Source organism: Actinomyces dentalis DSM 19115, assembly GCF_000429225.1.
GTDB classification, from domain to species: domain Bacteria; phylum Actinomycetota; class Actinomycetes; order Actinomycetales; family Actinomycetaceae; genus Actinomyces; species Actinomyces dentalis.
The window spans coordinates 5280-17795 of the sequence record NZ_AUBL01000002.1 but is presented as its reverse complement, the minus strand read 5'-3'; the positions used below and the strand labels follow the sequence as shown (position 1 = coordinate 17795).

10 protein-coding genes and 1 pseudogene are annotated in these 12516 nt (G+C 76.0%); 2 read left to right on the top strand and 9 right to left on the bottom strand.

Features of this window, described 5'->3' with window-relative positions; all coding sequences use genetic code 11:
• Positions 1-155 precede the first annotated feature (155 nt).
• A complete protein-coding gene (locus tag G446_RS0100840; RefSeq protein ID WP_026408694.1) occupies positions 156-1934 on the bottom strand; it encodes a lysine--tRNA ligase in 1779 nt (592 codons plus the stop codon).
• Positions 1935-2128: 194 nt separating this feature from the next.
• On the opposite strand from G446_RS0100840, the gene G446_RS20750 reads away from it, so the two are divergent.
• A complete protein-coding gene (locus G446_RS20750) occupies positions 2129-3055 on the top strand; it encodes a putative endonuclease domain-containing protein (protein WP_245574524.1) in 927 nt (308 codons plus the stop codon).
• A 271-nt stretch (positions 3056-3326) separates the two neighbouring features.
• Here the strand turns inward: G446_RS20750 and panD are convergent, their stop codons facing one another.
• From panD to folP, 8 genes are all read right to left on the bottom strand, one after another.
• Positions 3327-3782, bottom strand: coding sequence for an aspartate 1-decarboxylase (panD, locus tag G446_RS0100830; protein ID WP_026408692.1), 456 nt, complete (start codon positions 3780-3782; stop codon positions 3327-3329).
• Between the two features lie 158 nt (positions 3783-3940).
• On the bottom strand, positions 3941-4942 hold the full coding sequence (panC, locus tag G446_RS0100825) for a pantoate--beta-alanine ligase (protein ID WP_026408691.1): 1002 nt from the start codon (positions 4940-4942) through the stop codon (positions 3941-3943).
• Entirely contained in the window at positions 4939-5976 is a 1038-nt protein-coding gene (locus tag G446_RS15145; RefSeq protein WP_084778792.1) for a Rossmann-like and DUF2520 domain-containing protein, read from the bottom strand. The genes panC and G446_RS15145 overlap by 4 nt, the downstream gene beginning before the upstream one ends.
• Positions 5977-6087: 111 nt before the next feature.
• Entirely contained in the window at positions 6088-7845 is a 1758-nt protein-coding gene (locus G446_RS21260) for a PH domain-containing protein (RefSeq protein ID WP_026408690.1), read from the bottom strand.
• A complete protein-coding gene (locus G446_RS0100810) occupies positions 7842-8405 on the bottom strand; it encodes a PH domain-containing protein (RefSeq protein ID WP_026408689.1) in 564 nt (187 codons plus the stop codon). The genes G446_RS21260 and G446_RS0100810 overlap by 4 nt, the downstream gene beginning before the upstream one ends.
• 64 nt (positions 8406-8469) lie before the next feature.
• Positions 8470-8967 (bottom strand): DUF3180 family protein, encoded by a 498-nt coding sequence (locus tag G446_RS0100805; RefSeq protein ID WP_026408688.1) that lies wholly within the window; start codon positions 8965-8967, stop codon positions 8470-8472.
• Positions 8967-11114, bottom strand: coding sequence for a 2-amino-4-hydroxy-6-hydroxymethyldihydropteridine diphosphokinase (gene folK / locus G446_RS21255; RefSeq protein WP_084778791.1), 2148 nt, complete (start codon positions 11112-11114; stop codon positions 8967-8969). Before folK ends, G446_RS0100805 begins: the two co-directional genes overlap by 1 nt.
• Positions 11111-11989, bottom strand: a complete 879-nt coding sequence (gene folP, locus G446_RS0100795) for a dihydropteroate synthase (protein ID WP_026408687.1) — start codon at positions 11987-11989, stop codon at positions 11111-11113. Before folP ends, folK begins: the two co-directional genes overlap by 4 nt.
• A gap of 273 nt (positions 11990-12262) precedes the next feature.
• Between folP and G446_RS21470 the strand changes: the two are divergent.
• Positions 12263-12516 (top strand): annotated as a pseudogene (locus tag G446_RS21470) (hypothetical protein); the annotation flags it as partial.

The window sequence follows — 12516 nt, the reverse complement described above, 5'->3', positions numbered from 1 at the left end:
CCACCCATTTTCTCCGGATCAAGCCTTGTTTATCAGGTTCCACTGTGCTCTTCGTCCGACGGCCCGCCGGCGGACCCGGACACCGGGCCCGCCGACCGGCGCCCCCCGGCGCCGACCGGCGGCCCGGATCTGCCGGGCGAGCCGACCGGCGGCCCTCAGCTGCGCTTGACCAGGGGGAAGGTGATGGTCTCGCGGATGCCCTGGCCGGTCAGGGCCATGAGGAGGCGGTCGATGCCCATGCCCATGCCGCCGCAGGGCGGGAAGCCCTGCTCCATGGCCACCAGGAAGTCCTCGTCCAGGACCATGGCCTCCGGGTCGCCCTTGGCGGCGGCCAGGGCCTGGGCCTCGAAGCGCTCGCGCTGGACCACCGGGTCGGCCAGCTCGGAGTAGGCCGTGGCCGTCTCGAAGCCGCGGATGTACAGGTCCCACTTCTCCGTCAGGCCCGGCCTGGAGCGGTGGTAGCGGGTCAGCGGCGAGGTGTCCTCGGGGAAGTCGTAGACGAAGGTGGGCGCCCACAGCCTGCTGCCGACGAGCTCCTCGAAGACGTCCTCCACGATCTTGCCGGCCACCGCGTAGTCGTCGACCTCCAGGTCCAGCCCCCCGGCGATGGCCGCGAGGCGCTCGCGCGGGGTGTCCACGGTGATCTCCTCGCCCAGGGCCTCGGACACGGAGGTGTACAGGTCGACCTTGTCCCACTGGCCGGACAGGTCGTACTCGGTGCCGTCGGCCAGGGTCACGACCTCCCCGCCCTCGGGCAGGCCGAAGGCGTCGCGCGCCGCCCGCTGGACCAGGTCGCGGGTCAGCTCGGCCATGCCGTCGTAGTCGGAGTAGGCCTCGTAGGCCTCCAGGGCCGTGAACTCCGGGGAGTGGGAGGAGTCGGCGCCCTCGTTGCGGAAATTGCGGTTGATCTCGAAGACGCGGTCCACCCCGCCCACCACGGCCCGCTTGAGGTAGATCTCCGTGGCGATGCGCAGGTACAGGTCCATGTCGAAGGCGTTCATGTGGGTGACGAACGGGCGCGCGGCCGCCCCGCCGTGAATGACCTGGAGCATGGGCGTCTCCAGCTCCAGGTAGTCGCGGCGGTGGAAATTGTCCCGCAGGGAGCGCACGACGGCGGCGCGGGTGCGCACCATGTCGCGCGCGGCCGGGCGGGTGAGCAGGTCCAGCTCGCGGCGGCGCACCCGGTTGTCCTCGCTGAGGCTGACCTCCTCGCCCGCCTCGTTCGTCCACACCTTGGGCAGCGGGCGCAGGGCCTTGGAGGCGATGCGCCAGGCGGGGACGGCGACGTCGTCGTCGCCCAGCCCGGACAGGTCGGCGGCCCCGGCGCCCTCGCGCAGGAGGGGCTCGGCCATGACGGACAGCTCCCCGCGCCGCGAGGAGATGACGCGGCCGTGGACGAACAGGTGGTCGCCCAGGTCGACGTCGGACTTGAAGGCGGCCAGGGACGTGTGACCGGCGCCGGGCAGGGCCTTGGCCGACAGCATCGCCTGGAGGGTGGTGCCGGCGCCGTCGGCCAGGGTGGCGAAGCACAGCCGGCCGGTGTTGCGCAGGAAGACGACGCGCCCGGCCACGCCGACGACGTCGTCGGTCTCCTGACCGGCCTGCAGGTGCCCGTAGCGCTCGCGGACGGCGGCGATCGTGGTGGTGATCGGCAGCCGGACCGGGTAGGGCTCCCAGCCCTCGGCGCGCAGGCGCTCGCGCTTGGCGGCGCGGACGGCGAACTGCTCGCCGGGGCCCGCATCCTGGCCGGCCCGTCCGGGCTGTCCGGCGTGTTCGGCCTGTTCGGCCCGCCCAGCTTGTCCGGCCCGCCCGGGCTGCCCGGTCTGCTCGGCGTGCTCGGCCCGCTCGGGGCGGGCCGCCCCCCGGGGGGCCGCGGCGTCGGGTCGGGAGGCGTCGGACTGGGGGGGGTCGTTCTGCTGGATCGCGTCAGTCACGCGCGCGAGTCTAGCGGGGCGCCCGCCCTCCCCCGTTCGGGCGCCCCTGATCGTCGCCAGCGGGCGCCCTTCCCGCCCGAGGCGCCCCATTTCCCCGAAATACCGGACCTTGCCGTCGTCCCCAGAGGCGGTTCCCCGCACCCCCTCCCCCCGCCCTGTGAATGCCGTCACACAGGGAGGAGCATTATGGTGGCATGGACTTCGAGATCAACAGTCTTCTGACCCGCATCGACGCGCTCCACGGCGCCGCGCACTGGGACGAGGTGCTCCTGCGACCATCGGATCAGGCGGTGAAGGACGCGGCCATCGCCGTGGGAGCACTCACTCAGCCGTATCGCAGATTCCTCGTGCGCCCCGGAACCGACCCGCGGATCGTGCGCGCCCGGCACTTCCGGGGACGGCTCACCTGCGCCAGTGCCGCGGAGGTCCTGGGATACAGGATGTGGAACCCGCCCGAGGACGTGCATATCGCCCTACCGCCCAATCATGCCGTCCGCGATTCCACGCGACGCCCTCTTGCGGGAGTGCGGATCCATCGGCCCGTCGAGCTCACCCCGGCCACCGTCGACGACTTCCCGATCGTCAGACCGGCCGAGATCGTCGCGTGCGCCCTGTCCTGTCTCGACGAGCTCGACGCGATCAGCGTCGCGGACGCGGCGCTCAACCGCAGGGACACGACGAAGGAGGAGATCGACGAGTTGCTGGCGGGCAGGTACGCGACAACGGCGCGGGAGCGGCTCGCCGAGGCCGACTCGCATGCGCGGTCCCACCTGGAGACCCGCGTGCGCCTGTGCCTGAAGAGGGCCGGACTGTCCGTGGAGACGGGCTTCATCATCGACGATCTCGGGGAGACCGACACCCTGATCGAGGGGTGGCTCCTGGCGGAGACCGACGGATTCGAATACCACTCCTCCAAGGAGCAGTTCATCAAGGACCGGCGTCGCGACCAGACCGCCCTCGCCCACGGTTACATCCCGCTGCGCCTCACCTATGACGACGTGGCGGCCGGAGAGAAGAACATCCTGCGGATCGTGGGCGGGGCGCTGCGCGGAGTTGCACATTCGAGCCGAGTCAGGATTCCGGAGAACCCCGTCGTTCTGCGGAATCTCGGATGGACCTGAGCGGGGTCGACCTCTCCCATGTGCAGAGCGACCCCGGCTGCACATGGGAGAGATTCCGCTCCGCCCCACCTCCGGAGTCGACACCGACTTTTCCCCGCCATATCAACGATCTCCTAGAAAGGTCCTTGCTTGAAGGGCGACTTCGAATGTGCAAGTCGCCCGCACGCATCCGCCGCGCGCGCATTCAGAGCGCCCGGGCCGGGCCCGATCGACCCCGTCCCGGGCGGCTGCAGACCGGACGGCGACCTCTGGATGGGCCGGACCGGCGCCGTCAGCGGCGGGACTCGGCGAGGGGGGTTCCGGAGGACTTCAGGCCCCGCGCCCGGGCGGCGTCGGCCCCCTCGGGCACCCGGCCGGGCTCGGCGCCCCGCTCCACGACCCGGTTGCGCTCGTCGACGAACACGACGCGCGGGACGTAGGTGCGCGCCTCGGCGTCGGACATCTGCGAGTAGGCGATGAGGATGACCAGGTCGCCGGGCGACACGAGGTGGGCGGCCGCGCCGTTGACGCAGATCTCCCCGCCGCCGCGCTCGCCGGGGATGACGTAGGTGGACAGGCGGTTGCCGTTGGTGCAGTCGCAGATGTCGACGCGCTCGCCGGGCAGCAGGTCGGCGGCCTGAAGCAGCTCCGCGTCCACGGTGATGGAGCCGACGTAGTCGAGGTCAGCCCGGGTCACGGTGGCGCGGTGGATCTTGGACGTCATCATCGTCCGGGTGCGTGCAGTCATCGCCAGACAGGCTAGACGCCGCGCACCGGGCGGAGAAGGGTCGGTGACCGATACGACAGGCGCCCCGGGCGGCCGGGCGGAGACCCCGGGCCGCGCCGCCCTGTGCGCCGGCCCGCCGCCCCGCGCGCCGGCAGGGCGCCCCGGGCCCGCCGGGCCCCTCACCCCAGGTCGATGAGGGCGTTGTCGATGAGGCGGGTCCGCCCGACCCTCGCCGCGACGGCCAGGAGCACCTCCCCGTCCGCGGCGATCCCGCCCGCCCCGGGCAGGCCCAGGCCCGCGCCGGCCCGCTCCACGAAGGTGAGCGGATCGACGACGGCGACGTAGTCGACCTCCACGCCCGGCGCCGCGGCGAGCAGCCCGGCGGCCGCGCGGCGCACGCAGGCGGCGTCGGCCCCCGCCGCGGCGGCCGCGCGACCCGCCTCCAGCGCCCGCGACAGGGCCAGGGCCCGCCCACGCTGCTCGGGCGAGAGGTAGGAGTTGCGCGAGCTCATGGCCAGGCCGTCGCGCTCGCGGCGGATGTCGACGGGCACGATCTCCACCGGCACCGCCAGGTCGCGGACCATGGCGGACACGATCGCCAGCTGCTGGGCGTCCTTGCGGCCGAACACGGCCCAGCGCGGACCGACCAGGTGCATGAGGATGAGGACCACCTGGAGGACGCCGGCGAAATGGGTGGGCCGGACGGCCCCCTCCAGGACCGCGGCCATGGGGCCCGGATCGAGGCGCACGCCGGGCTCGCCGTCGGGGTAGACGACCCGCGGGTCGGGGGCGAAGACCACCAGGCGGCCCGCGCGCGGGCGGCCGGGCCCGCCGCTCAGGACGCGCACGAGGCCGTCGACGTCGGCGGCGAGGGTGCGCGGGTAGGCCTCCAGGTCCTCCCCGGCGGCGAACTGGAGCGGGTTGACGAAGATGGTGACCACCACGGTGCCGTCGGGCCCGACGCGCCGGGCGGCCTCGACGACGAGATCGAAGTGGCCCTCGTGCAGGGCCCCCATGGTCATGACGACCGCGCGGGGGGCGACGTCGCCGTCGAGCGCGGCGGCCAGCTCCTCCCGGGTGCGGACCAGGAGGGCGCCGGGGCGGGGGGCCGGGCCGGGGGCGGGGTCGGATGCGGGAACGGGGTCGGGAGTGGAGGCGGGGGCGGGGCTGGAGCCGGTCATGAGCCGACCGTACCCGGCCGCGCGCCGGGGCCGGAGCCGCCGGGGCCGGGGCCGGCGGGGCCGGGGCCGGCGGGACCGGGGCCGGGGTCGCCGGGACCGCCGCCCAGGGCGTCGCGCAGGGCCGCCGCCCGGGTCGGGTCCAGCCGCCCGGTGGCGGCCCGCCGCTCCACCGTCGCCGCGGCCATGGCCCGGTACCCCTCCACGACGTCCTCCAGGGGCCCGCCCGCACCCGGGTCCCGCAGCGCGCCCAGCGCCTCCAGGTGGGCGCGCACCGTGCCCGCGTCGCCCCGGGCGACCGGCCCGGTCAGGGCGGCGTCGGCCCCCTCGCGCAGCGCCCGGTCCAGCGCCGCGGTCAGCAGCGGCCGCAGGGTCGCCGCGCCGTCGCCGACCCCGGCCGCCTCCAGGGCGCGCACCGCCTGCCCCACCAGCGTCACCAGGTGATTGGCGCCGTGCGCGAGGGCCGCGTGGTAGGCGGGCCGGGCGCCCTCCTCCAGCACGAAGGGCTCCCCGCCCAGCTCGACGGCCAGGGCCTGACCCACGGGCAGGAAGGCGGCGGGCGCGGTGACCGCCATGGGGCAGCCGGCCAGCCGGGCGACGTCGGTGGAGTAGCCGGAGAAGGTCATGGCCGGGTGCAGGGCGATGGGCACGGCGCCGGCCCGCTGCGCGGGGGCGAGCACGTCCGCGCCGTAGCGCCCGGAGGTGTGGACCACCAGCTGGCCGGCCCGCCACGCCCCGACGTCGGCCAGGCCGCCGACGAGCCCGGCGAGCTCGTCGTCGGGCACGGCGAGCAGGACCAGCTCGGCGCGCCGCACGACCTGCTCGACCTCCAGCACGGGCACGCCCGGCAGGAGCATCTCGGCGCGCTCGCGGGAGGCCTCGGAGACGGCGTGGACGCCGACGACCCGGTGGTCGACGGCGCGCAGCGCGGAGCCGAGGACCGCCCCGACCCGTCCGGCGCTGACAATGCCGACCCCCAGGCGCCCGGGCCGGGGCCGGCGGCTCCGGCTCTGGTTGTGACTGCTCGGCTCGCTCATGGCGCCGATCGTCTCACGCGCCGGAGGCGGCCGGCCCCGAACCCGGCGCAGGCCGCCCGAACCCGAACCCGACTCCGGTCGCCCGACCCGCACGGCCGGTCCCGGCCGCGGTCAGCAGACGCGGGCGAGCCAGCGGTCCAGGTTCTCCTCGCGCCGCCGGTGCAGGGCCCGCTCGGAGACCACTCGCTCGACGGCGGCCGCGTCGGCGAGGTCGAGGTTGCTCAGCTCCACGCGCACCGGGGTGTTGTCCACCATGTCGAAGTGGATCTTGGCCAGCCGCAGGCGCCGGGCGAGGGGGCCCTGGCGGACGCGGAGGGACTGGATGCGCTCGTAGGGGATGACGCTGACCCGCCGACACCACCGCCCGGTGCGCAGGATGACGCAGGTGCCGGTCAGGGCGATCGCCTCGCGCCGCCGGCCGAGCGGGGAGAAGATCCGCCCGCGCGCGCTGATGCGGATGAAGCCGCGCTCGGGCGAGCCCGCCGGCGCGTCGGGGCGTCCGACGCCGTCGTCGTCGCGCCCGCTCAGGGCGGCGGCGAGCAGGGCGTCGGGCCGGGGCGTCCCCAGGTCGGGGGTGACGAGCCACAGGGCCCGCAGGGCCGTGTCCCGGTCGCCGACGGGCAGCAGGACGCCGATGCCGTCCTCCTGCGCGCTCCCCGAGGAGGAGCCCGCCTCGCCCGTGCGGCGCCCGGCGACGACGGCCCGGACCCGCCACCAGTCCTTGCCGCGCCACAGCGGCCCCTGTGCGAGGCCCACCGCGTGGACCCGGCCGGGCGGGAGGGTGGAGGAGGTGTCGGAGGTGAGTCCGAAGCGCATGCGGATTCCGGCCGGCGTCGCGGCGGCGCGGAAGTTCCAGCTCTCGTTGAAGCGGTTCCACACGATGGACACGACGGCGGCCGGTCCGGCGATCACGGACAGGATGAAGGCGGCCCCGGAGCCCTGTCGCGCCCACTCATCCGTGAGGACCAGGAGGGCGAGGAGCGACCCCGCCACCAGGAGGGCCAGGCCGATGGCTGCGAGCACCTGCCCGGAGCGCAGCAGGGAGCCCAGGAGCGTCGGGACGTCGACGGCGTAGAGCGGGTGCTCCTCGCGGCGGGCGCGGGCCGGGGCGGGGGCCCGCACCGCATCCTCGAACCCGAGGGGACCGGCGGGACCGGCGGGGAGCGGGCCGGCGGGACCGGCGGGGCGGGCCCGCCCGTCGCCGATCGCGGCCGCTCCGGGCGGCGCGCCGGCGGTGTCTTCCGCGCCGGCGGTGTCTTCCCCGCCGGAGGGACCCTCCCCGCCGTCGGGCCCCTCCGCGCCGTCGGACCGCGGGGCGAGGCCGGAGGCGAGGGCGAGGATGCGCTCGCGCAGCTCCTCGAGCCGGGCGGTGGGCAGGTAGCCGATGACGACCCGCGAGTCCCCGCTCCCGGCCACCTCGACGGTCAGCCGGCCCAGCCCGAGGACGCGGCCCAGGAGGGGGTGGACGACGTCGACGGACTGGATGCGGGGCAGGCGCGCGATGCGCAGCTGCTTGTTGAGGATGCCGGTGCGCAGGTACACCCCGTCGCGGTCGACGGCGTAGGTCTTCGCCCACCAGCCCAGGAACAGGACGAGGACGATGACGGCGACGAGCGCGAGCAGGCCCAGCAGCGCCCACACCAGCAGGTCGTCGCCGAGGTCGAAGCCGTGGGCGACGACGTAGCGGTAGACCTCGATGAGGTTGTCCGCGTTGCGGATGGTGACGACCGCGATGATCGCGCTCACGATCTTCCAGCCCTCCAGGAGCGGGGAGACGGGGTGCATGCGCCGCCAGACGAGGTCGGCTGGCAGGACGATGCCGCGCTCGGCGCGGCCGGTGCGCTCGGCGCGCTCGGTGCGGCCGCTCACAGCCCGGCCATCCGCTGCTCGCCGCGCTCGGACAGGATCTGGCGCAGCCGCTCGGCCTCGCCGACCGGCAGGCCGTTGATGGTGGCGTCCGTGGTGGCGGCGGCGGTGTGGAGCTTGACCTCCGCAATTCCCAGGGCCCGGGCGAGGGGCCCCTGGGAGGTGTCGACGAACTGCATGCGTCCGTAGGGGATGACGCTGATGGAGCGGAACATGATCCCCTTGCGCCACAGGAGGTGGTCCGGCGCCAGCGCGTAGCCCATGGCGCGGATCTGACGCGGAATGAGCCAGGCCTCCCAGACGGCCAGGACGAGCGCCGCCGCGGCGACCAGGTGGAGCCAGGGGCTCACCGCCACGCCGAGGACGACGCCCAGGATCGCGCCCGCGGCGTTGGCGCCCTCGGCCCCGAGCAGCCGGGCGGTGATCAGGCGCGGGGACACGGGGGCGAAGACGACGCCGGCGGGCTCGAAGGGCGAGGCCGGCGCGGCGGGCGCCGGCGGCGGCGCGGCGGGCGCCCCGTGGGCGGCGGGGGCCGGGGCGCCGGTGGGAATGGGAGCGGTCACTAAGGTCTCCTTCGCATGATCGGGTCGGCACAGCCTCTCACGCAGGGGGCGGGGGCGCAGCCGGTCAGGCGGGGGCGCCGGAGCCGGGGACCTCGGAGCTCCGGCCCCCGCCGTCCTCGTCGTCGTCGCTCATGTCGATGGCGCACCAGTGCTCGACGAGCAGCCCGACGGCGCTCCAGGTCAGGCAGGCCAGGAGGCAGCCGCCCGCGGCCCACACCAGGGAGCACATCGCCGGCGAGGAGGGGGCGAGGACGGCGACGACGAGTTCGCCGGCGTAGACGCCCCCGACGAGGACGCCGACGAGCGCGGAGGCCTGCGCCGCCGCCGCGGTCACCGCCGCCCCGATCGGCGTCATCCACGTCTCGCGGTGCTCCCGCAGGCGGCGCACGGCCAGGCCCGCCACGAGGACGAGCACCGTCATGACGACGGCGACGACGGCCCCCCACGCGGTGAGCCCGGAGACCCATCCGCGGTGCCGGAGCACGAGGTCGAACAGGATGAAGGAGATGACGGTGGTCGTGACGAAGCACGCGAGGACCGCGGTCCACCGCGTGCGCCGCATCAGGACTGCCCGTTCTGCCGCCTGCCCACGACCTGGTTCCAGTTGAGGGGCTCGGACCAGTCCTCCTCGCCGTCCTCATCGGCGGCCGGCGCGGCGGACTGGGCGGACTGGCCCGACCAGGCCGACTGGCCGGACTGGGCCGACTGGGCGGAGTGGCCGGACTGGCTCGAGGGCGCCGGCTGGTCGGCGACCGCGCCCGACGGCGCCGGCTGTCCCGCGCCCGACGGCGCCTCCGGCGGGGCGATGTACTGGCCGGTGGGCAGGGTGGGCAGGTGGTCGGAGTCGATCCAGTCCAGGGCGAGCCAGCGCACGCCGTCGCGGTCGGGGGCGGCCTCGGCCAGGGAGGAGACGGACTGGTTCGCCAGCTCGGCGAAGGGGTCGGCCTCCGCCCACGGCACGAGCACGAAGGCCCGCTGGGCGGCCCGCGGGTGCGGGAGCGTGAGCTCGGGATCGGTGGAGGTGACGCCCTCGTAGGTGACGATGTCGGCGTCGAGGGTGCGCGGCCCGTTGGGCTCGGTGCGCACGCGGCCGGCGGCGGCCTCCAGGCCCTGGCAGACCTCGAGGACCTCGTAGGGGGAGAGGGTCGTGGTGATCAGGACGACGGTGTTGAGGAAGTCGGGCTGCGGCTCGGCGCCGGGGTCGACGACGGCGGCCGTGCGGGCCAGCGGGGCGACGGCGGTGACCTCGACGCCCGCGGTCTCGCGCAGGGTGCTCACGGCGGTGCGCAGCGCCGGGACGACGCCGCCCGCGTTGCCGCCCAGGGCGATGACGACCGCCGCGGGGGATGCGGGGCGCTCGCGCAGCAGGTCGCGCGGGGGCTCCTGGACAGGGGCGGCGGGGGCGGCGCCCGGGGCGCCCTCCCCCCACTGGTGGCCGCCGCCCGGAACGGCGGTGGTGGGCGGGATGTCCGCGGCGGGGCCCCACGGCTGCTGGCCGGCCGCCGGGGCCTGCCCGTCGGCCGCGGCCGAGGGGGTGGCGGAGACCGCCGGCCACGGGGTGTCACCGGCGAGGGGGGCGGGGGCGTCCGGGGCCCCGCCCAGCGGAGCCGCCGGGTCGGCGGCCTGCGCCTGCGGCGCACTGCCCGCGCCGGCGAGGGGATCGGCCGCGGGGCCGGCGGCCGCCTGGTCCCAGGCGGGCTCCCCGCTCGCCGGCCCGCCCCAGGAGGAGGCCTGCGGCGCCGCCCCCGGGCCCTCCTGAGCGGCGGGCTCGGAGCCGGGCTGGGCCTGGGGCACGCCCCACGCGGGGGTCCCGCCCAGGGGCACGCCCCACGCGGGGGTCCCGGCCAGGGGCTCGCCCCAGGCGGGGGCCCCGGCGGCGGGCTCGCCCCAGGAGGGGATCTCATCGGCGTCGCCGCCCCAGGAGTCGGACTGACCCTGGTCGTCATCCCAGCCCTGCCGGCCCCCGCCCGCCGATCCGCTCCAGGGCTCGGGCTGGGGGGCGTCGGCCTGCCGGCCCTGCCACTGGGGCGCCAGCGCCTCGGCGGCCGCCGCCTCGGCCGCGTGCCCGGGGCTGATCGACTCCGCCGGTGCGGCGTGCTCGACCGCCGCCTGCGCCGGGGAGGGCTGGGCGGGCGCCGCCGGGCCGTCCGCCCCCGACGCCGGCGAGGGCGAGGGCTGCACGGGCGCCGGCTGCGCGGGCGAGAGCGGGGACTGGGCGGGGGCGGGCGAGGACTGGGCGGGCGCGGGCTCCAGCCTCTCCACCGGCGCGCCCACGAGCGTCGCGTCGGAGGCCGCATCGCCGCCCAGGCTCAGCCCAGCGCCCTCCGCGCTGCGGTGGATGGTGACCATGATGTCGTCGAAGGCGACGTCGAGCGGGGCCTGGGGCTTGTGGACGCAGACCTCGACCTCCTGGACCCGCCCGTAGGCGAGAACCGCGTCGGAGACCCGTTCGGCGAGGGTCTCCAGAAGGTTGACGGGGTCGCCCTCGATCACGGCGATGACGGAGGCGGCCACCTTCCCGTAGTCGATGGCGTCGTTCAGCGAGTCCGTGACGGCGGCGACGGCGGTGCCGCGCCGCCCCAGGCCGAGAGTCACGTCGACGACGAAGAGCTGACCCTCCCGGCGTTCGGATGGCAGGACGCCGTGGCGGCCACGGGCCGACAACCCGGTCAGCCGGATCGTGTCAACGTCGGGTGCGGGGGTGCTCATCGTGTTTCCTTCCACAGTGAGGCGGTTCGGACGGCGTCCCGGCTGGCCGGGACCTCATGAACTCGCACGGCCCAGGCGCCTGCGGCGGCGGCGAGGGCCGTGGTGGCGGCGGTGGCGGCGTCGCGGGCCAGCGGGTCGGCGGCGACGTCGTCGGGCAGGGCGAGGGCGAGGAAGCGCTTGCGGGAGGCCCCGATGAGGACGGGGCGGCGCAGGTCCTCGCGCAGGCGGGCGGTGGCGGCCAGCAGCCGCCAGGACTGCTCGTGGGTCTTGGCGAAGCCCAGCCCGGGGTCGATGACGACCTGCTCGTCGACCAGGCCGGCGTCGGCCAGATGGTCCAGGCGCGCGCGCAGCTCGGCCTCGACGCCAGCGAGCACGTCGCCGCCGTAGTCGGTCAGCCCGTCCATGGTGCGCGGGTCGCCGCGCCAGTGCTGGCAGATGTAGACGACGCCGGCGTCGGCGAGGACGCCGGCCATCGCCGGGTCGGCCAGGCCGCCGGAGACGTCATTGACGACGACGGCGCCGACCTCGATCGCGGCGGCGGCGGTGGCGGCGTGGATCGTGTCGACGCTGACGGCGACGCCGGCGTCGGCGAGCTCGCGGATGACCGGCAGGACGCGGTTCTGCTCCTCGGCGAGGTCCACGCGCCGCGCGCCGGGCCGGGTGGACTCGCCCCCGACGTCGAGCAGATCCGCCCCCTGGGCGATGAGCTGGCGGCCGTGGGCGACGGCGAGCTCGGTCGTGGCCCAGCGCCCGCCGTCGGAGAAGGAGTCGGGCGTGACGTTGACGACCCCCATGACGAGCGCGCGCCCGGCCCTCGCCGGGGCGACCAGGTTCTCCGGCAGCGGTGCTGGGACGAGCGGGGCGTCGGTGTTCACCGTCCCAGACTAACCGGGCGAGGGCCGTTCCACCGGGGAGGCGGGCGGAGTGAGTCCGCCCCGGCGGGCGGGCGGCGCGGGTCCGACGGCGCCAATCCGCCCCGGCGAGCGGGCGGCGACGCAATCGGTACGCTCAGTCTCGTCTCCTTCTTTTGGTGGAGGTGGGGGTCGGGTCGGTTCCTTCGTCGCATTCCGGCGGCGCACCGCCGGTTCCTAGTGTCGAATCAGCACCCGGGCGAAGGGCCCGGACCACCGTCTTGAGGAGAAGGCATCATGCACCACCGCAGCGCACCCGGCGCACCCGACCACCGGCCCACCCCGGCGCCCGGCGCCCGCGACCCCCGCACCGCGCCGGCGCCCGGCGCCCGCGACCCCCGCACCGCGCCGCCGTCCGGCGCCGGGCCCGCCCCGTTCCCCGGCGCCCCCGGCGCCGCCCGCGCCGATGTTGTGGTGGAGGCGCGTGATGTGGTGCGGGTGTACGGGTCGGGTGAGGCTCGGGTGGTGGCTCTGGGCGGGGTGAGTCTGAG